Source organism: Streptomyces sp. NPDC006174, from assembly GCF_040614075.1.
Classification (GTDB): domain Bacteria; phylum Actinomycetota; class Actinomycetes; order Streptomycetales; family Streptomycetaceae; genus Streptomyces.
On the sequence record NZ_JBEXTJ010000008.1, the window covers coordinates 216,809 to 236,473 of the forward strand.

Below are 19,665 nucleotides of genomic sequence, written 5' to 3' on the forward strand. Positions count from 1 at the left end.
AGTTGGGCGACCACCATGCCCGAGGAGATCATCCGTACGCTGTCGGTGGACGGAGTGCGTTACGGCTACCGCGTCCTGCGTCACGACCGCAGCGGTGGCGCCGCACCCGTCACCGAACCGGCGCTCGTCCTCGGCGGCGCCCTCCAAGGCATGTACGGCTGGCCGCAGATGGACGACCACCTCGGCCCGGCCACCGACGTGGTCACCGCCGATCTGCCCGGCATGGGCTCCGCCGACCCGCTGCCGCCCGGCCCCAGCGCCGACATCCTGCGCCGCGCGGTCCTGGCGATCGCCGACGACCTCGGCGCGCCTCGTCTGAACCTCTTCGGCTTCTCCTACGGCACCGCCATCGCCTTCGGCTTCGCGCAGAGGCACCCCGAGCGGGTCGCCCGGCTCGCTCTCGGCGGCGTACCGGTCCATATCGACGAGGCCCAGGTGGACTGCTGGGAGCGGGCGCGCGAGCTGCTGACGGACGGCGACCTGGACGGGTTCGCCGCGCTGGCCGCCGACGCGTTGATGTGCCTGGATCCCGAACAGGTCGTACACCGACGGGAGTTGGCTCGGCGCTATGTGCGCCGCTCGTTCCTGCACGCGCTGACCCACTCGCCGCACGCGGCGGACTCGCTCTACCGTGCGCTGGCGGACCGGCCGGACTTCTCCGGTGGGCTGAGCGGTGTACCGGCGCTGGTCTTCGCCGGTGAGCACGACACGGTCACCTCGCCCGCGCGGCAGCGGGCGTTCGCGGCGACGATCGAAGGCAGCCGGTTCCTGACGGTGCCGGAGTCCGACCACTGGGTCGTTCTGGAACGGGCCTTCGAGGTGGCGGAGTTGGTGGCGCGGTTCTTCACGGAGCGGGAGCCGGAAGCCGGTCCGGTCGTGCTGCCCCGGCAGGCGGGTGCGCCGGTGGGACGGAGCTGAGCGTCCGTCCCACCGGCGCCCGGCCTCAGAACCAGAAGCCGTCGACCTTCACCCGCACCACCTGCGGGTCGTGGTCGCTCGCCTGGTCGGCGAACTCCGCGTTGATGTGCACCACGTCGTAGTCGAAGCGCCGGACGGCCGGGCTCGTCAGGATGTGGTCCAGCGTCTGCGAGTTGCCGTCGAAGACATAGCTGTACCGCTCGGACGCGGGCAGCGTCGTGATCAGCGGCTTGAGCACCTTGCCCTTGGTCAGCGCCGTGAACGTCGGCGAGAACTCAAAGTCGTTGAAGTCCCCGAGCGCCACCACCCGCGCCGACCTGTCCGCCTTCAGCAGCGAGGTGACGAAGGCGTTCACCTCGGCGGCCTGCTGGATCCGCTTCGTCTCCGACGATCGGTTCGGCTCCTGGTAGCGGCCGTGCAGCGGCTGGTCGCCGCCCTTGGAGCCGAAGTGGTTGCCGATGACGAAGACCGGCTTGCCGCGGAAGGTGAACTCACCCACCAGCGGCTTGCGGCTGGCCTCCCACGCCGGGCTCGCCGGGTTGATCCGGCCGGGCGATGCGGAGAGCTTCACGCCCTTCCAGGTCTTCACCGCCGTCACCGGTGTGGAGGCGTCGCCGCCGGGCCGGTCGGCGAAGGAGACCCGCTGGGCGTTGTAGAGGAAGACGTTGCGGATGTTGCCGCCGGGCTCACCGCCGTCCCTGTTGTTCTCGGGGGCGATGTAGCGCCAGGCGTAGCGCGGGCCGCCCTTGGCGACGATCGCGTCCGTGAACCGCTTGAGCGTCGTCTCGGAGCCCACCGTGCCGTCGTTGACCGGCCCGTTGTCGTCCTGGATCTCCTCCAGCGACACGATGTCGGGGGAGGAGAGGTTGACCGCGACGCCCTCGGCCAGCGTGTCGAACTTGGCCTGCGGGTCGGCCGCGTCCAGGTTCTCCACGTTGTACGTGGCGACCGCCAGCTCGTCCTTCTTCTGCTTGCGGGTCACCTCGCGCCGCAGCTTCTTGTCGACGAGCGTGCCCAGCTCGGTGGCCTGCACGTTGTAGCCGCCGAACGAGGCGTAGTCGAGCACGCCGGTGGTGCGGCCCTTCAGCACGTCACCCACGTTCGCCGTCGGGATCGGCTGCGCCGGGTCGAGCGACATCACCTTGAGGCGGCCGGTGTTCTGGTCCGTGTACGAGGCGTAGAGCGTGCCGCCGCGCCGGGTCGGGTTCTCCTTCGGCTTGACCGTCACCCAGATCTCGTCGTACGCCGTCGTCGCACCGGTCACCCGGGTGTCGGCGATCTGGACCCGGACGCCCTCCAGGGCCTCGTACAGGTCCAGGGCGTACCGCTTCGGCTCCAGCGGCAGCGCGTCGATCGCGCCGCCGCCCGCCGAAGGCACGTAACGGCCGGGCACCGAGCGGGCGTCGAGGACGACCGGCGCGGGCAGCGCGTTGCCAAAGGAGAGCACGGTGGTGCGTGGCGCGGTGATCTGCGTGATCGACTGGGTGCCGGTGCCCGGGTAGTACTCGGCCACCTTGCCGCTGACCAGGACCGCGTCGCCGACCTTGACGGCCGGTGCGGCGGATCCGGTGTAGACGAACAGGCCCTCGCTGGTCCGGGCGTCGCCGTCGGGCGCGGTCTCCTGGATCCAGAAGCCACGCGAACCCGTGGCCCGTACGCCGGTGACGGTGCCCGGCACGCCGGTGACCGCCGTGCCGTCCAGCGGCGAGACACGGGTGGTGCCCTGGATGTCGTGGATCCGTACGGGGCCGGGCTCGGTCGGGCCGGGCTCCTCCGGCTCCTGGCCGCCGCCGGACGTCTCGCCCGCCGCGTTGACGGGGGTCGGGACACCGGCGGAGAGGTCGGCGGCGTTGTCGTCGGTGTCGGCGAGCGAGGCGGCCCGGTGGACGGAGGCGGTGGCCGATGCGGTGGGCGCCGGGCCGCTGCCTTCCCGGACGACGGCGGAGCCGTAGCCGACCAGGTCCACGATCCGGGACTCGGCCGCGCACTCCGCCGCCGTCCTGCAGGTGAGCGGCGTGGTGCCGGAGACCAGCGCCACGGTGCCGCTTCCGGCGGCCATGGCGATGGTGCCGGTGGCGTCCGGGGCCGGCAGGGCGACGGTGCCGCCGGTGCCCGCGGCCTGCGCGACCAGGTAGCGGCCGCCGGGCGCGATGGCGCCGGTGAGCGCGGAGACCTGCCACTGCGAACCGGCCGACGGCGCGCCCGGCAGGTACTGGACGCTGAGGCCGCCGACCTCGAACGGTGTGGTGCCGGCGTTGGCCAGCTCGACGAAGTCCCGGGTCAGCGTCGCGCCGGAGTTGCCTCCGCCGCCGTACACCTCGGAGATCACCGCGGTGGTGGACGGGGCCGCCTGGGCGGCGGGCAGGGCGGTCACCGCGAGCGCGACGGCGACGGCGCCGGTCAGCAGGACGGAACCGGATCTGGATATCTGCACGGAGGTGCCCCCAACGTAGGTCTGAGGGCCAAAAGCTATGCGCGTAGATAGGACATGACAAGGCGTTGGAGGTTAATTCCCCGCATCGTGCGAATGAGCGCCCGGTGCGGCGCGGTGGGGGAGTGCACCGCACCGGACGCGCTACAGAGGGCCGCCCCGCCCTAGCGGCGGCGGACGGGGCGGGCCCGGGTCACTGGCGGATGCGCTCGCGGATCCAGGCCCCGGCCTCCTTCAGGACCCCGGTCCCGGTCCAGTTGGAGCCGTTGCAGGTGCCGGTCTTGAAGACGGCACCGGAGCGGTGGTCGTCGGAGTAGTTCCAGTTGGTCCAGGAGATCTTCTTGCGCTTCATCAGGTCGAGGTAGCGCTGCGACATCGCGAAGTCGTCGGCGCCCTCGCCCGCGTAGTTCTGCGTCCCGAACTCCGTGACGAAGACGGGCAGTTTGTCGGAGGCCCGGTCCAGGGCGCTGAGGTACGCCTCGCGGTGCGACGCCGCGTAGAAGTGGAAGGTGTACATGATGTTCGAGGCGCGGACCGGGTTGTTGACGACCTCCGACTCGTTCGAGCCCTCCGACACCCCGAACGAGGACCAGGCGCGCGTCCCGACCAGCACCACCGCGTCCGGGTCCTGCGCCCGGATCACCGGGATGATCTGCTCGGAGTAGGACTTGATGGCCGACCAGCTCACCCCGGAGGGCTCGTTGGCGATCTCGTAGAGCACGCCCGGGTGGTCCTTGTACTTCTTCGCCATCGCGGTGAAGAAGGTCTTGGCCCGCGCGAGGTTGGCGTTCGGGTCGCCCGGCGTGAGCATGTGCCAGTCGATGACCGCGTACATGCCGCGCGCGTGCGCCGCGTCGATGAACTTCTGCGCCCGCGCGGTGAATCCCGCCGGGTCGGTCTCGTACCCGCCCTCCTGTACGTAGGTGGAGACGCGCAGCACGTCGGCGCGCCAGTCGGTGGCCAGCGCGTTGAGCGACCCGTCGGTCACGCACTGGGCGTACCACTGGGTGCCGTGGGTGCTCATGCCGTTGAGGGCGATGGCCTGGCCCGAGGCGTTGCAGAGCTGGCGGCCGCAGACGGAGAGCTGGCCGTTGGCCGCGAGCGGAGTGGCGGCGGTGGGAGCGGCGGGAGCGGGTGCGGCCCCGGCCCGGACGGGGGCCAGGAGTGCGGTGACCACGCCGAGCGCGGAGGCGGCGAGCAGAGCCTTCCGGGCGAATCTGCGCCGGCCGGCCGTGGAGGCGGGCTCGGTGGGGGGAGTGGTGCGCTGGTACATGGTTGTGCTCCCTTCGGACGGGGGGTGGGAGACGCCATGGCGGCAGAACTGAAAGTAAAGCTTCCTTCCAATTGCCGTCAACAGTGTTGGGAAACTTTCCTGTCTATTGCCGCACGCGAGTGAAGGGGCCCCGAAGAGCCCCTGTGCCTCCCGCCGTTGCTCAGCCTTGCGGCAGCGGATACACCGCCAGCGAGAACGAGTGGCCCGCCGGATCCCCGTACACCCGGACATCGCGCGGACCGCTGTTGCTGTCACCGGTGTCGACGGGCCTGGCCCCGAGCGAGATCGCCTCGCGCTCGGCCTCGTCGATGTCGTCGCGGCCCACCAGGATCCGCAGGTGGGCCTGTTGCGAGTCCTCCGGACGGGGCCAGCTCGGCGGTGCGTAGCCGTGGTCCCGGCGGATCGCCAGCCGGACGCCGTCGTTGCCGACGATCTCCACGAAGTCGGGGTCGGAGCCGATCCGTACCTCCGCGTCGAGCAGACCGGCGTAGAACTCGGCCAGCTCCATCGGTTCGGCACAGTCAAGGACGAGGACGCTCGTTTTCTCCACAGTCATGCGGGAACAGGTACCCCCGGCCGTCCCAGACACGCCGTGCCCCGGACGTCCGGATGAGGAAACACCCGGTCCGACCTAAGGTGCGAACCATGGCACAGAGCGCGGCGCGACCCGGCCCGGAGGGACGCGACGCCGCCTCCGACGGTCCCGACCCCCGGCGCTGGAAGGCGCTGGCGGTCTGTCTGGTGGCGGGCTTCATGACCCTGCTGGACGTCTCCATCGTCAACGTGGCCCTCCCGTCCATCCGCGAGGGCCTGAACACGCCCGAGTCCGACCTCCAGTGGGTGGTCTCCGGCTACGCGCTCGCCTTCGGCCTCTTCCTTATCCCGTCCGGCCGCCTCGGCGACGCGCGCGGCCGCCGGGCCGTCTTCATGGCGGGCCTCGCCCTCTTCACCCTGGCCTCCGCCGCCTGCGGAGCCGCCCAGTCCAGCACGTGGCTGGTCATCGCCCGACTGGTCCAGGGCATCGCGGGCGGTCTGATCTCGCCGCAGATCTCCGCGCTGATCCAGCAGATGTTCTCCGGTCGCGAGCGCGGCCGGGCCTTCGGCATGTTCGGCACGGTCGTCGGCATCTCCACCGCCGTCGGCCCGCTGCTCGGCGGTCTGCTCATCCAGGCGGCGGGCGCCGACCACGGCTGGCGCTGGGTCTTCTACGTCAACCTCCCGCTCGGTGCCGTCTGCCTCCTGCTGGCCCACCGCCTCCTCCCGGACACGCCCTCCGCCGGCCGGGTCCGGCCGCGCGACCTGGACCCGTTCGGCGTCCTGCTCCTGGGCACCGGTGTGCTGGCCCTGCTGCTGCCGTTCGTCCAGGCCCAGCAGTGGCCCGGCAACGGCAAGTGGCTGCTGGTCGTGCTCGCCGCAGCCCTGCTCGGCGCCTTCGTCGCCTGGGAGGCGCGGTGCACCGGCGGTCCGACCCATCCGGTCCTGGACCTCTCGCTGTTCCGGCTGCGCTCCTACTGGCTGGGATGCCTGCTGATCCTGCTCTACTTCGCCGGGTTCACCTCGATCTTCTTCGTCACCACCCTCTACCTCCAGTCGGGCCTGAACTACTCCGCGCTCCAGGCCGGACTCGCCATCACCCCCTTCGCCCTCGGTTCCGGGGCCGCCGCTTCGATCGGCGGCCGGCTCGTCGGACGGTTCGGCCGCCCGCTGGTGGTGGCCGGACTCACGATGGTCGCCGTCGGCCTCGCGGGCACCGCGCTCGCCGTCCACTGGGTCCCGGGCAGCGGCGCGGGCTGGGCGATGGCCGGGCCGCTGCTCCTGGCCGGCCTCGGCAGCGGTCTGGTGATCGCGCCGAACCAGACGCTGACCCTCGCCGAAATCCCCGTACACCGGGCCGGAAGCGCCGGCGGCACGCTCCAGACCGGGCAGCGGGTCGGCTCGGCGGTCGGGATCGCGGCCGTCGGCGCGGTGTTCTTCGCGCAGGCCGGGACGGAGGGCTGGGCGGACGCGTACGACCACGGGCTGATCGTCTCCGTCGCCTTCGTGCTGGCCGCACTGATCGTGGCGCTGGCCGATGTCGGAGCCGACCGGCGGGGCAGACGACGAGAACGCAAGGAATCCACCGACCCATCGAGGAGCACGGCATGAGCGACACCGGAACGGACAGCGACACCGGCACGGACAGCGCCGGGAACGACGGCAACACCTCCTACGGCCACAAGCCGTTCAAGCGGTCCCGCAGCCACTTCGCCGACCGCATCACCGCCGACGGCCGCGACGGCTGGCCCGTCGAGCCGGGCCGCTACCGGCTCGTCGTCAGCCGCGCCTGCCCCTGGGCCAGCCGCGCCCTGGTCTCCCGCCGCCTCCTCGGCCTGGAGGACGCGCTCTCCCTCGCCGTCACCGACCCCCTCCAGGACGACCGCAGCTGGCGCTTCACGCTCGACCCGGACGGCAAGGACCCGGTGCTCTCCATCCGCTACCTGAGCGAGGCGTACGACGCCCGGGAGCAGGGCTACCCGGGCGGGGTCAGTGTGCCGGCGATCGTCGACGTACCGAGCGGGCAGCTGGTCACCAACGACTACCAGCAGATCACGCTGGACCTGGCCACCGAGTGGACCGACCTGCACCGTCCCGGCGCCCCCGACCTCTATCCCGAGCCGCTGCGCGCGGAGATCGACGAGGTGATGGAGGGCATCTACCAGGACATCAACAACGGCGTCTACAAGGCCGGTTTCGCCAGCACCCAAGAGGATTACGGGAAAGCCTACAAGGCACTCTTCGCCCGCCTCGACCAGGTCTCCGCCCGCCTCGCGGACCGCCGTTACCTGGTCGGCGACACCATCACCGAGGCCGACATCCGCCTCTTCACCACGCTGGTCCGCTTCGACGCGGTCTACCACGGCCACTTCAAGTGCAACCGTACGAAGATCACCGAGGACCCCGTCCTGTGGGCGTACATCCGCGACCTCTACCAGACCCCCGGGTTCGGCGACACGGTCGACTTCGACCACATCAAGCGCCACTACTACCAGGTGCATACGGGCATCAACCCGACCGGCATCGTCCCGCTCGGCCCGGACCTCTCCGGCTGGACCACTCCGCACCACCGCGAACAACTCGGCGGCCGCCCGTTCGGTGACGGCACTCCGCCGGGGCCCGTACGGCAGGACGAGCGGGTCACGCCGGTCGACCAGGTCTGACCTGCGGCTCTCTCAGCTGACCCGAGGTGGCGACGGCTTGGGTGCGAGCGTGTCGGTGGCCAGGGACGAGCGGGCCAGCGCCACGCATCCCACCGCGATCAGCCCCAGCCCGGCCAGCTCGGGCAGCAGCCACCAGCCGGTGCGCAGCTCCTCCTCGAAGAGCGTCACGCCGTACAGGATGCTGATCAGCGCGTCCCCGAGCGTCAGCATCGGCTGCACGGCCACCAAGGTTCCCGCGTGCAGCGCGTTCTGGAGCAGGAAGAGGGCCCCGACTCCGGCGGCCGCCGTCGCGTACAGCTGCCAGGACGTCAGCAGCGCGACGGCGCCGCCGTCCGGGCCGAGATGCGCCATCGCGTCCTTCATCAGCGCCGCCGTCAGCGCATAGCCGCAGGCGGCGGCCAGCCCGAGCAGAGCGGCCCGCGCGTTGCCGCGCACCCGCAGCGCGGCGACGATCAGCACCGCCTCGAACGCCCCGGTCAGCAGCAGCGCCGGCACCCAGTCCGCACCTCGTACGGAGTCGGTGCCGTCGACCGGCGCGGCCGCTCCGAGCCCGATCGCCAGGCCGACGGTCACCGCGGCGACGCCGTACCAGACCGTACGCGGAGCCCGGACCCGCATCATCCAGCCGGCCAGCAGCAGCGTCGCGGGCAGTTCGATGACGAAGATCGGCTGCACCACCGAGATAGGCCCGGTCGCCAGCGCCACCGCCTGACAGACGGCGGCCACGATCACCAGGACGATCCCGGCCAGCCACACGCGCTGGCGCACCAGATGGCCGATCAGGGAGAGGCGCATCGCCTCGCTGTCGGGCACCCTCATCGCCGCCCGGCGCTGGAGCACCGAGGCGGAACCGTTGCTCAGGGCGGTCAGGACGGCGAAGAGGACACTGATCACCGGTTCATCATGGGACGGCCGGGCCGGTCGCGCGCGGGGCGTGCGGCCGGTGGGCGTAACGCTGGTCCGACGCCGTCGCGGACCGTACCTGTCCGCAAGCACCGTTACCGTGCGGACCATGGCAGCGAAGACGCACCGCACCGCCGCTCACCCCGCCGTCCTCTCCGCCCGGGCGCTGAACCGGGCGACCCTGGACCGCCAGCTCCTGTTGCGCCGGTCCGCGATGTCCGCGAAGGAGGCGGTGGCCCATCTCGTCGGGCTCCAGGCGCAGAACACCAAGCCGCCGTACTTCCAGCTCTACGCACGGCTGGCGGAGTTCGACCCGCGCGAGCTCTCCGCGCTCATGGAGTCCCGTGAGGTGGTCCGGATCGTCACCCTCCGCTCCACGCTCCACACCCATACGGCGGACGACGCGCTGACCCTGCGTCCGCTGGTGCAGGCGGCGCGCGACCGTGAGCTGAAGGCGTTCCGGCACGGTCTGGCCGGCGTGGACCTGGACCGGCTCGCCGCCGTGAGCCGGGAGCTGGTGGAGGAGCGGCCGCGGCCGGTCAAGGAGCTGCGCGCGGAGCTGCTGGACCGCTGGCCGGAGGCCGATCCGCTCGCGCTCACGGTGGCCGCCCGGTGTCTGCTGCCGCTGGTCCAGGTCACCCCGCGCGGGCTGTGGGAGCGCGGCGGACAGGTGGCGCTGACCACGGCGGAACACTGGCTCGGCCGGACCTCTGAGCCCGTACCGGCGCCGGACGCGACGGTTCTGCGCTACCTGAACGCGTTCGGGCCCGCCTCGGTCAAGGACATGCAGCGCTGGGCCGGACTGACCCGGCTGCGCGAGGTCTTCGACCGGCTGCGGCCCCGGCTCCGCACCTTCCGCGACGCGAACGGCACCGAACTCTTCGACCTCCCCGACGCCCCGCGCCCCGACCCGGACACTCCGGCCCCGCCGCGCTTCCTGCCCGAGTTCGACAACGTGCTCCTCGGCCACGACGACCGCTCCCGCGTGATCGCGGAGGTGAACAAGGGCCGCAACGGCGTGGGCAACCAGTCGTACGGGACCGTCCTGGTCGACGGGTTCTTCGAGGCGATCTGGCGGGTCGAGCGGGACGGAGAGGCGGCGGTGCTGACCGTGCAGCCGCTGCGGACCGTGCGGCAGGGCGAGCGGGAGGCGATCGCCGAGGAGGCGGTGCGGATGCTGACGGTGATGACGGACGCGGTCTCGTACGACGTACGGTTCGGGACGTTCCTGGACTTCGGGAAGTGAGGCTCTTGGGCTTACGGCAGGAGCCCGGCCCGGCGCGCCGCCACCACCGCCTCCAGCCGCGTGTGCGCTCCCAGCTTGCGCATCGCCGAGCGCAGATAGCCCTTCACCGTCTCGGGCCGCAGACCGAGTTGACGGGCGGCCGCCGCGTTCGTCGCGCCCGCCGCCACGCAGGCCACGACGTCCACCTCGCGCGGCGCGAGCCGCACCTCCGCCGGGACCCGCGCGGCGGACGCGGAGGCGAGGCGGCCGCAGACGGTCAGCAGCTCGTCGCGGAGCGCCGGGTCGGCCACTCTCGGCGCCAGCGCGCGCAGCTCCCGATGGGCCTCGCGTACGTCCTCCCACGCGCCCGGAGCCGTACCGGGACCGTCCACCTGCTCCCGGGTCAGGGCCAGCAGGCTGCGCACCTCGTCGCGGACCGCGAGCGCCTGCTCCACGTCACGGGCCGCCGCGACCGCCGCGTCGAACGTCCGGTCGCCGAGGCTCACCGGCGTACGCAGCGCCCCGTACAGCACGCCGCGCACCGCCCACCGTACGACGACGGGCACCGCGACCACCGAGCGCAGCCCCTCCGCCGCCACCGCCGTGTCGTACTCGTGGCTGATGTGGCGCGAAGCGGGATAGTCCGTCACCGCATAGGGCCGGGCCAGTGCGATGGCCTTGCCGCCGAGGCCGCTCCCGGCCGAGATGACCAGACCGCGCAACGCGCTGGTCTGCGCCCCGTTCAGCTCGGCGATCCGCGCGTGGCGGGCGTCCGACAGCAGACCGCCGAAGACCACCGGCAGCCCGCTCGTCCGGCGCAGCCCGGCCAGCGCCGTCCGCATCTCGACCGCATCGACCGGTTCCGGCACTCCGACGCCTTCCCGCCCGGTCCGCGCCACCCCCGTCCGGGGGTGGTGAGACCTGAGTCACTGTTTGCATGATGTTAATCGACCGGTCCGGTCCGCAATGAGGAGGGCACATGCCGGCAACGAGTGCGACGGAGACGTTCCGGGCCGCCCGGGACTTCCTGCTGGCCCACCGCGAGGAGTACGAGCGGGCCTACGCCGGATTCCGCTGGCCCCGGGCCGACCACTTCAACTGGGCGCTCGACTGGTTCGACGTCATCGCCGAGGACAACGACCGCACCGCTCTGCACATCGTGGAGGAGGACGGCCGGCGTACCGAGGTCTCCTTCGCGGCCATGTCCGAGCGCTCCGACCGGGCCGCCAACTGGCTGAAAGCGCAAGGCGTCCGCGAAGGTGACCGGATCCTTGTGATGCTCGGCAACCAGGTGGAGCTGTGGGAGACCGCGCTCGCCGCGATGAAGCTGCGCGCCGTCGTCATCCCCGCCACACCGCTGCTCGGCTCAGCCGATCTGCGCGACCGGGTGGAGCGCGGGCGGGTGCGCCATGTGCTGGTGCGGGACGCGGACACCGCCAAGTTCGCCGAGGTGCCAGGAGAGTTCAGCCGGATCGCGGTCGGCGAGGAGGTGGCGGGCTGGCTGTCGTACGCCGAAGTGGCCGACGCTCCGGCCGACTTCACGCCGGACCGGCCGACGGAGGCCGACGAGCCGCTGATGCTGTACTTCACCTCTGGCACGACCGCCCGGCCCAAACTGGTCGAGCACACCCATGTGTCCTACCCCGTCGGCCACTTGGCGACGATGTACTGGATCGGGCTGCGGCCCGGCGATGTCCACCTCAACATCTCCTCGCCCGGATGGGCCAAGCACGCCTGGTCCAACCTCTTCGCGCCGTGGACCGCCGAGGCCACCGTCTTCATCTTCAACTACACCCGCTTCGACGCCTCCCGCCTGATGGCCGAGATGGACCGCTCGGCCATCACCAGCTTCTGCGCTCCGCCCACGGTCTGGCGGATGCTCATCCAGGCGGACCTCTCGCAGCTGAAGGTCCCGCCGCGTGAGGTCGTCGCGGCGGGCGAGCCGCTGAACCCGGAGGTCATCGAGACGGTCCGGCGCGAATGGGGTGTCACCATCCGGGACGGGTTCGGCCAGACGGAGACCGCCGTCCAGGTCGCCAACACGCCCGGCCAGCTCCTCAAGACCGGCTCGATGGGCCGCCCGAGCCCCGGCTTCACCGTGGAGCTCCTCGACCCGGTCACCGGCCGGCCCGGCGTGAGCGAGGGCGAGATCGCGCTCGACCTCTCCGACCACCCCGTCGGCCTGATGACCGGCTACCACGGCGACCCGGAGCGTACGGCCGAGGCGATGGCCGACGGCTACTACCGCACGGGCGACATCGGGTCGCGTGACGAGGACGGTTACCTGACGTACGTGGGCCGGAGCGACGACGTGTTCAAGTCCTCGGACTACAAGATCTCGCCCTTCGAGCTGGAGAGCGCCCTCCTGGAGCACGAGGCCGTCGCCGAGGCCGCCGTCGTGCCCGCTCCCGATCCGCTGCGGCTCTCCGTCCCGAAGGCGTACGTCGTGCTGGCGGAGGGCTGGGAGCCGGGGCCGGAGACCGCGAAGGTCCTCTTCGCACACTCGCGGGCGGTCCTCGCTCCGTACAAACGGCTCCGCAGGCTGGAGTTCGCGGAGCTGCCCAAGACCGTCTCCGGCAAGATCCGCCGCATCGAGCTGCGCGAGCGCACGGCCCGAGGCACCGGCACCGAGTTCGACGAGGGAGATGTCACGTGAGCGGCAGCCTGTCCTACGCACACGGCACCGGCACCACCGCCCTGCTCGGCGACACCATCGGCCGCGACCTGGACCGGACCGTCGCCGCCCACGGAGAGCGTGAGGCGCTGGTCGACGTGGTCTCCGGACGCCGCTGGACGTACTCGGAGTTCGGCGCCGACATCGAGGAGCTGGCCCGTGCGCTGATGGCGTCCGGCGTGGAGAAGGGCGACCGGGTCGGCATCTGGGCGGTCAACTGTCCCGAGTGGGTGCTGCTCCAGTACGCCACCGCCCGCATCGGTGCCGTCATGGTCACCATCAACCCGGCCTACCGAGCCCACGAGTTGGAGTTCGTCCTGAACCAGGCGGGCATCTCGCTGCTCGTCGCCTCCCTCGCCCACCGCACCAGCGACTACCGCGCGCTGGTAGACCAGATCCGCGCCAACTGCCCTTCCCTGCGAGCCGTCCACTACATCGGTGACCCGTCCTGGACCGAGCTGACCGCCACCGCGCCGGCCATCACCTCCGCCCAACTGGCCGCGCGAGAAGCCGAGCTGTCCTGCGACGACCCGATCAACATCCAGTACACCTCAGGCACCACCGGCTTCCCCAAGGGCGCCACCCTCTCCCACCACAACATCCTCAACAACGGTTATTTCGTCGGGGAGATGATCGCCTACACAGAAGCGGACCGGATCTGTCTTCCGGTGCCCTTCTACCACTGCTTCGGCATGGTGATGGGCAACCTCGCCGCCACCTCGCACGGCGCCTGCATGGTGATCCCGGGCCCGTCCTTCGAGCCCGCCGCCGCGCTGGCCGCCGTCCAGCAGGAGCGCTGCACCTCGCTCTACGGCGTCCCGACCATGTTCATCGCCGAGCTGAATCTGCCGGACTTCGCCTCGTACGACCTCTCCTCGCTTCGCACCGGCATCATGGCCGGATCGCCGTGCCCGGTCGAGGTGATGAAACGTGTGGTCGCCGAGATGCACATGGACGAGGTGTCCATCTGTTACGGCATGACGGAGACTTCGCCCGTCTCCACCCAGACCCGCCGCGACGACGACCTGGAGCGCCGCAGCGGCACGGTGGGCCGGGTGCTGCCGCACATCGAGGTCAAGATCGTCGACCCGGCGACCGGTGTGACCGTGGAGCGCGGCGGCGCGGGCGAACTCCGCACCCGTGGGTACAGCGTGATGCTCGGCTACTGGGACCAGCCCGACCGCACCGCCGAGGTGATCGACGCGGGCCGCTGGATGCACACCGGCGACCTCGCGGTGATGCGCGAGGACGGATACGTCCAGGTCGTCGGCCGGATCAAGGACATGATCATCCGCGGCGGCGAGAACGTGTATCCGAGGGAGATCGAGGAGTTCCTGCACGGCCACCCGAAGATCGCCGACGTCCAGGTGGTCGGTGTGCCGGACGAGCGGTACGGAGAGGAGATCCTGGCCTGCGTCATCCCTCGCGACCCGGCCGATCCGCCGGTCCTGGAGGAGATCAACGCGTACTGCCGCGAGCGGCTGGCCCACTACAAGATCCCGCGCAGGCTGCGGGTGCTCGACTCCTTCCCGATGACGGTGAGCGGGAAGGTCCGCAAGATCGAGCTACGGGAGACGTACGCCGACTGAGGCCGGACCGGGCGGCCGGTCAGGCGGCTTCGATGATGTCGGAGCCGCCCGACCGGGTCGCCGTCGCCCACTCGATGAGCAGCACCTCGTACGTCGCGGACGCGTGGGCGGACCATTCCTGGCCCGCACGGGAGTCGACGAGCGCACGGATGGCTTCGTTCGCCTGGGCGGCGGACGCGACGGCGGGCTGCACGGTATGACGTGGAGTTAAATCCATGCCCTCAGCTTACGGGGCGCCACTGACAGCGACCGACGGCGAGGCCGACGGTGGCGCTGCCGGCGCGGGCAGCTGAGGCCGTGCGAGCAGCAGGTCGCGGCGCATGCAGACCCGTGGCCAGCGGTCCAGACCGTGCTGCGCCTCCTCACCGCGGATCGTGCGCAGCCCGCCGGTGAGTTCGCTCTCGTGCAGCACCCGGAAGCCGATGCGCGTGTAGTACGGAGCGTTCCACGGGACATCGCTGAAGGTGGTCAAGGTGAGCGCGGTGAGGCCCTGCCCGGGAGCGAGTGCGGCGAGGCGGTCGATCAGGGTGCGGCCGATGCCCCGGCGGGCGGAGGCGGGGTCCACCGAGATCTGCTCGATGTGCAGGGCCCCGTCGACGGGGTCGGCAATCACATAGCCGAGCGGCCGGTCGCCGGTGGCGGAGAGGGGATCGGTGGCCACCCAGCACCGTCCGGCCCGCCGGTAGCTCTCCAGCAGGTCGAGCGGGGGCGGATCGTCGTCGGCCACGGAGTGCATGCCGAGGGTGCGGAAGGGTTCCCCTGCGGCGCGCTCGATGTCCTGGAGAAGGCGGAGATCGGAGCGTCTGGCGGAGCGGATACGCATGTACTCAGTGTGCCGCGCCGGGCCGTGCGCCGGTACGAGGTGGCCCGAAAACACCCCTCGGAAGCGTCCCCTGAAACGGGCCCCGGCACCCCTAGGCTCCCGTGCTCACCAGCTCGTCCGCCGGGCTGTTCACCGGCTGGGGCGCACCCGTGAGGTCCATGACGAAGAGCGGCAGGCCGACACCGTCCGCCCGGGCCCGCGCCTCGGCCGTATATCCCGCCAGCGAGAAGAAGACCCCGGCCGCCGACGCGCCCAAGGCGTTCAGCCAGAGGCACTCCACCGCACGCAGCTCCACCGGCCGGGTCGTGGCGTCGACCTGGGCGACCAGTCCGGTGGCCCGCAGATCGATGCCGCCCGCGGTGCGCGCCCGCTCCCGGGCCACCTCGCGGTAGCCGAGCCAGGCGAGATACAAGGCGGCCGCGCTGACCGCGTCGTGGCCGGTACGGATCGTCCGCGGCCGGAACGAGGGGCGCGGGTGCGCGGCGGTGCGCGGCAGCGGGATGTGCGCCGGAACGACGGGCTCGGCCGGTGGCTCCGGCTCGTCCACCGGCCGTACCGGTATCCGCAGCAGCACTCCGCACGGGCAGCAGAGCTCCGGCTGCGGCCACTGGTCGCGGCGGTCGCAGGCGGTGCAGCGGACGGTGACCCAGTCCTCGTCCCAGGTGCGCCGCGTGACCTGCACGGCCGGGGCGCCGGAGAGCAGCGGCGGGGCGGTGGGCGCTCCGCACGGGCACGGGTAGGCCGGTGCGACATAGGCGTGGTCCCGGCCGCAGACCGGACACCGTACCGGCACGGATCTCACGATCGTCTCCCTCCGGCACGCCGCGCGGACCACGACCGCGCTCCGTGCCTCCCTCGTCACCCCATCGTCCACCAGGAGCGAGGTTCTGGGGAGGGAATCGGCGTACCCATCGCCGGTGGACCGCCGCGTCCGCTCTTGACGGCGACCGCGCCGCGTTTTAGATTGCTTCCGTATAGCAGAACTGAATTTCCGCAATACGGAATTGGTGCTCTCAGGTGGCGCGACAGAGCCCGACTCCACCAATCCCGAGCAGGAGCACTCAATGCCTCGTATGACCGCTGCCCGTGCGGCAGTTGAGATCCTCAAGCGCGAAGGCGTCAGCAACGCGTTCGGTGTGCCGGGTGCGGCGATCAACCCCTTCTACGCGGCCCTCAAGGCCTCCGGCGGGGTGCAGCACACGCTGGCCCGGCACGTCGAGGGCGCCTCCCACATGGCGGAGGGCTACACCCGGGCCAAGGCCGGCAACATCGGCGTCTGCATCGGTACGTCGGGCCCGGCGGGCACCGACATGATCACCGGTCTGTACTCCGCCATCGCCGACTCCATCCCGATCCTCTGCATCACCGGCCAGGCGCCGACGGCCGTCCTGCACAAGGAGGACTTCCAGGCCGTCGACATCGCCTCGATCGCCAAGCCGGTCACCAAGGCGGCGACCACCGTCCTGGAAGCCGCGCAGGTCCCCGGCGTCTTCCAGCAGGCCTTCCACCTGATGCGCACCGGCCGTCCCGGCCCGGTCCTCATCGACCTGCCGATCGACGTCCAGCTGACGGAGATCGAGTTCGATCCCGAGCTGTACGAGCCCCTCCCGGTGCACAAGCCCGCCGCCTCCCGCAAGCAGATCGAGCGGGCCGTGGAGCTGCTGAACGCCTCGGAGCGTCCGCTGCTCGTCGCGGGCGGCGGCATCATCAACGCCGACGCCTCCGAACTGCTGGTGGAGTTCGCCGAGCTGACCGGCGTCCCGGTCATCCCGACCCTGATGGGCTGGGGCATCCTGCCCGACGACCACGAGCTGAACGCCGGCATGGTCGGCCTGCAGACCTCGCACCGCTACGGCAACGCGACCTTCCTGGAGTCCGACTTCGTCCTCGGCATCGGCAACCGCTGGGCCAACCGTCACACCGGCAAGCTCGACGTCTACACCCAGGGCCGCACCTTCGTCCACGTCGACATCGAGCCGACCCAGCTCGGCAAGATCTTCGCGCCGGACCTCGGCATCGCCTCCGACGCCAAGGCCGCGTTGGAACTCTTCGTCGAGGTGGCGCGCGAGCTGAAGGCCGCCGGCAAGCTCACGGACCGCTCGGCCTGGGCCGCCTCCACACAGGAGCGCAAGGCGACCCTCCAGCGCAAGACCCACTTCGACAACGTGCCGCTCAAGCCGCAGCGGGTGTACGAGGAGATGAACCGGGCGTTCGGTCCCGAGACCCGTTACGTCACCACCATCGGGCTCTCGCAGATCGCCGGCGCGCAGATGCTCCACGTCTACAAGCCGCGCCACTGGATCAACTGCGGCCAGGCGGGCCCGCTCGGCTGGACCATCCCGGCCGCGCTCGGCGTCGCCACCGCCGACCCGGAGGGCACGGTCGTGGCGCTCTCCGGCGACTACGACTTCCAGTTCATGCTGGAGGAGCTGGCCGTCGGCGCGCAGCACCGCATCCCGTACGTCCACGTCCTGGTGAACAACTCCTACCTGGGCCTCATCCGCCAGGCGCAGCGCAACTTCGACATCGACTTCCAGGTCAACCTGGAGTTCGAGAACCTCAACTCCCCGGAGCTGGGCGTCTACGGCGTCGACCACGTCAAGGTCGTCGAGGGCCTCGGCTGCAAGGCCATCCGGGTCACCGAGCCGGACCAGCTGCTGCCCGCCTTCGAGGAGGCGAAGAAGCTCGCCGCCGAGTTCCGGGTCCCGGTCGTCGTCGAAGCGATCCTGGAACGGGTCACCAACATCGCGATGAGCGGCACCGACATCGCCTCGGTCAACGAGTTCGAGGACATCGCCACGGACCCGTCCCACGCCCCGACCGCGATCCGCCCGCTGACGGTGTCCTGACCATCCGTCACCCCGAAACGAGGCCCCCGCGCCGGATTCCTCTCCGGCGCGGGGGCCTCGGTCTCTCCGAAGGCACTGCCGATCGGCGGCTGGGTCAGCGCGCGTTCCGGCGCAGGCCCGCGTCCCGGGCCAGGAGCGCCGCCTGGACGCGGTTCTCGCAGGCCAGCTTGGACAGGATGCGGCTGACGTACGTCTTGATCGTGCCCTCGCTCATGTGCAGACGGCGGCCCGCGTCGGCGTTGGACAGGCCCTCGCCGAGCAGCGCGAGGACGTCCGCCGTCCGTGGGTGCCGCGTGCACCATGCCGCCGACCAGGCGCAGCCGCTCCGTCAGCCCGGTCAGCCCGCGTCCTCCGCTCACCACCGTCCGGTGGCCGCGAGCCGCCGGGTGCGCCGACGACGGGCCGTTGGCCACCTCCACCACCAAGGAGTCCGGTTCGTACCGAAGTTCCACGGTGACCGCCGCGCCGGGCGCGTGCTTGAGCACGTTGGTCAACCCCTCCTGCACCGCCCGGTACGCCGCGTGGTCGGCGGCCGGAGGAAGCGGCCGGGGCTCGCCCGTGCGCAGGAGCCGGACCGCGGTTCCGGCCGCGCGTGAGGCGTCCGTCAAGCGCTCGACGCCCTCCACTCCCCGGCCGCCCTCCGCGTCGGGCAGCCGTGGCGCGCCGTCCCGGGCCTCCTCCGCACCGGCCGTCCCCGAGTCCGGTTCCACCCCGTCCCGGAGCAGGCCGACCACCTCCCGCAGTTCCCGCATCGCCGCGACCGACGCCTCGCGCAGGACGCCCACGGACTCCCGGTGCCGCTCGGTCAGCTCGGCGTCCACCTCCAGGGCGTCGGCCCGCACCGAGATCAGAGCGAGCTGATGGCCGAGACTGTCGTGCATATCGCGCGCGATGCGCTGCCGCTCCCGCAACCGCGCCTCATTGGCGATCATGTGGTTCTCGCGGACGATCTGGGCGCGGTACTCGTGCAGCGTGTCGGCGAGGGTGCGGCGCTGCGCCCAGTAGCGGCCGGCGAAGGCCGGGCCGGCGATGACGATGAACAGGGTCAGGAAGGCGAAGACCGCGTACGAGCCGGAGAAGTGCGGCAGCGAGTCCGCCACCGCCTCGCCGAGCTGGACCGCGAGGGCCAGGGCGACGGTGGCGGCGGCCCGCGCCGGCGAGTCGACACGGCGTCCCACCGACCAGGCGGCGATCGGCAGGAGCACGTCGAATCCGTCCAGCGGCAGCGCGGCGACGGCGGTGATCAGGAGCACCGAGGCGGGCAGCACGCGGCGGAGCAGGCCGAGCGCCGCGACGCCGATCCCGCAGGCCACGGCGGTGACGGCGCCGTGGTGGAACACGGTGAAGGCCCAGCCCGCAAGCGCCAGCGCCAAGGCGAGAAGCGCCTCGCCCGCGATCCGCCGACGGCTCCACAGCGCCGGGTCGCGCAGGGCCCGGCCCACCGGGAGCAGGCGCCGTGGTGCGGCCCTGAGCCGCGCCGTGACGCTCTTGTCGGCCGCCTTCATGGGGTCCCTATGTCGCACACGAGTCACGCCGCCACGCTAGAGGGCGGCCTGGTGGTGTGCTGCACCCGTTCGTCGCCGCCGCGTACGACGAAAGTCAACTCGGCCGCCTCAGCCAACCGAACGCTCAAGGCCGGACCCGTCGCGACGGTGAGGCCGCACATGTCAGCCCGTCCGGCGTTTGAGGACGGAACCATTGCGACGGTGGGGCCGCACCCTGCGTGAAGGGACACCTGGATTCCCTGTCCTGAGGGACGCCGGCCCACCCTCTCCAGGGTTCC

Annotated in this window: 15 protein-coding genes and 2 pseudogenes; 7 read left to right on the plus strand and 10 right to left on the minus strand. The window is 71.5% G+C overall.

What is annotated here, in order from left to right:
• Positions 1 to 15 precede the first annotated feature (15 nt).
• Complete coding sequence (locus tag ABZ267_RS20300; protein WP_356749465.1) at positions 16 to 918, plus strand: alpha/beta fold hydrolase; 903 nt, start codon at positions 16 to 18, stop codon at positions 916 to 918.
• A gap of 25 nt (positions 919 to 943) precedes the next feature.
• Here ABZ267_RS20300 and ABZ267_RS20305 read toward each other — a convergent pair whose 3' ends face one another.
• The 3 genes from ABZ267_RS20305 to ABZ267_RS20315 form a co-directional block, all read right to left on the minus strand.
• A complete protein-coding gene (locus tag ABZ267_RS20305; RefSeq protein ID WP_356749463.1) occupies positions 944 to 3,352 on the minus strand; it encodes an endonuclease/exonuclease/phosphatase family protein in 2,409 nt (802 codons plus the stop codon).
• A 190-nt stretch (positions 3,353 to 3,542) separates the two neighbouring features.
• Positions 3,543 to 4,622, minus strand: coding sequence for a glycoside hydrolase family 5 protein (locus ABZ267_RS20310; RefSeq protein ID WP_356749461.1), 1,080 nt, complete (start codon positions 4,620 to 4,622; stop codon positions 3,543 to 3,545).
• Positions 4,623 to 4,782: 160 nt separating this feature from the next.
• The gene (locus ABZ267_RS20315; RefSeq protein WP_356749459.1) at positions 4,783 to 5,178 is read right to left on the minus strand and encodes a VOC family protein; all 396 of its coding nucleotides are present in this window, start codon (positions 5,176 to 5,178) and stop codon (positions 4,783 to 4,785) included.
• An 89-nt stretch (positions 5,179 to 5,267) separates the two neighbouring features.
• Between ABZ267_RS20315 and ABZ267_RS20320 the strand changes: the two genes are divergently transcribed.
• On the plus strand, positions 5,268 to 6,767 hold the full coding sequence (locus ABZ267_RS20320) for an MFS transporter (RefSeq protein ID WP_356749457.1): 1,500 nt from the start codon (positions 5,268 to 5,270) through the stop codon (positions 6,765 to 6,767).
• On the plus strand, positions 6,764 to 7,819 hold the full coding sequence (locus ABZ267_RS20325) for a glutathione S-transferase C-terminal domain-containing protein (RefSeq protein ID WP_356749455.1): 1,056 nt from the start codon (positions 6,764 to 6,766) through the stop codon (positions 7,817 to 7,819). Before ABZ267_RS20320 ends, ABZ267_RS20325 begins: the two co-directional genes overlap by 4 nt.
• 12 nt (positions 7,820 to 7,831) lie before the next feature.
• On the opposite strand, the gene ABZ267_RS20330 is transcribed toward ABZ267_RS20325, so the two are convergent.
• Positions 7,832 to 8,713: a DMT family transporter gene (locus ABZ267_RS20330; RefSeq protein WP_356749453.1), complete on the minus strand. Its 882-nt coding sequence runs from the start codon at positions 8,711 to 8,713 to the stop codon at positions 7,832 to 7,834.
• Between the two features lie 118 nt (positions 8,714 to 8,831).
• Here ABZ267_RS20330 and ABZ267_RS20335 point away from each other — a divergent pair, with 118 nt between their 5' ends.
• Entirely contained in the window at positions 8,832 to 9,968 is a 1,137-nt protein-coding gene (locus tag ABZ267_RS20335; protein WP_356749451.1) for a winged helix DNA-binding domain-containing protein, read from the plus strand.
• Positions 9,969 to 9,979: 11 nt separating this feature from the next.
• On the opposite strand, the gene ABZ267_RS20340 is transcribed toward ABZ267_RS20335, so the two are convergent.
• On the minus strand, positions 9,980 to 10,816 hold the full coding sequence (locus ABZ267_RS20340; protein WP_356749449.1) for a helix-turn-helix transcriptional regulator: 837 nt from the start codon (positions 10,814 to 10,816) through the stop codon (positions 9,980 to 9,982).
• A 110-nt stretch (positions 10,817 to 10,926) separates the two neighbouring features.
• Between ABZ267_RS20340 and ABZ267_RS20345 the strand changes: the two genes are divergently transcribed.
• Both ABZ267_RS20345 and ABZ267_RS20350 read left to right on the plus strand, forming a co-directional pair.
• Positions 10,927 to 12,603 (plus strand): AMP-binding protein, encoded by a 1,677-nt coding sequence (locus ABZ267_RS20345; RefSeq protein ID WP_356749447.1) that lies wholly within the window; start codon positions 10,927 to 10,929, stop codon positions 12,601 to 12,603.
• Positions 12,600 to 14,210 carry an AMP-binding protein gene (locus ABZ267_RS20350; RefSeq protein WP_356749445.1) on the plus strand — a complete coding sequence of 537 codons (1,611 nt, stop codon included), beginning with the start codon at positions 12,600 to 12,602 and terminating at the stop codon, positions 14,208 to 14,210. The genes ABZ267_RS20345 and ABZ267_RS20350 overlap by 4 nt, the downstream gene beginning before the upstream one ends.
• Before the next feature lie 19 nt (positions 14,211 to 14,229).
• Here ABZ267_RS20350 and ABZ267_RS20355 read toward each other — a convergent pair whose 3' ends face one another.
• The 3 genes from ABZ267_RS20355 to ABZ267_RS20365 all read right to left on the minus strand — a co-directional run bounded on the left by ABZ267_RS20355 (position 14,230) and on the right by ABZ267_RS20365 (position 15,835).
• A complete protein-coding gene (locus ABZ267_RS20355; RefSeq protein WP_356749443.1) occupies positions 14,230 to 14,427 on the minus strand; it encodes a hypothetical protein in 198 nt (65 codons plus the stop codon).
• A 9-nt stretch (positions 14,428 to 14,436) separates the two neighbouring features.
• Positions 14,437 to 15,033, minus strand: a complete 597-nt coding sequence (locus tag ABZ267_RS20360; RefSeq protein WP_356749441.1) for a GNAT family N-acetyltransferase — start codon at positions 15,031 to 15,033, stop codon at positions 14,437 to 14,439.
• A gap of 91 nt (positions 15,034 to 15,124) precedes the next feature.
• Positions 15,125 to 15,835 carry a hypothetical protein gene (locus tag ABZ267_RS20365; RefSeq protein WP_356749439.1) on the minus strand — a complete coding sequence of 237 codons (711 nt, stop codon included), beginning with the start codon at positions 15,833 to 15,835 and terminating at the stop codon, positions 15,125 to 15,127.
• A 262-nt stretch (positions 15,836 to 16,097) separates the two neighbouring features.
• Between ABZ267_RS20365 and gcl the strand changes: the two genes are divergently transcribed.
• Positions 16,098 to 17,882, plus strand: a complete 1,785-nt coding sequence (gene gcl, locus ABZ267_RS20370; protein WP_356749438.1) for a glyoxylate carboligase — start codon at positions 16,098 to 16,100, stop codon at positions 17,880 to 17,882.
• A gap of 94 nt (positions 17,883 to 17,976) precedes the next feature.
• On the opposite strand, the pseudogene ABZ267_RS20375 reads toward gcl, so the two are convergent.
• A pseudogene (locus ABZ267_RS20375) lies at positions 17,977 to 18,156 on the minus strand (LuxR C-terminal-related transcriptional regulator); the annotation flags it as partial.
• A 448-nt stretch (positions 18,157 to 18,604) separates the two neighbouring features.
• Positions 18,605 to 19,387: pseudogene (locus ABZ267_RS20380) on the minus strand (histidine kinase dimerization/phosphoacceptor domain-containing protein); the annotation flags it as partial.
• Positions 19,388 to 19,665: the final 278 nt, after the last annotated feature.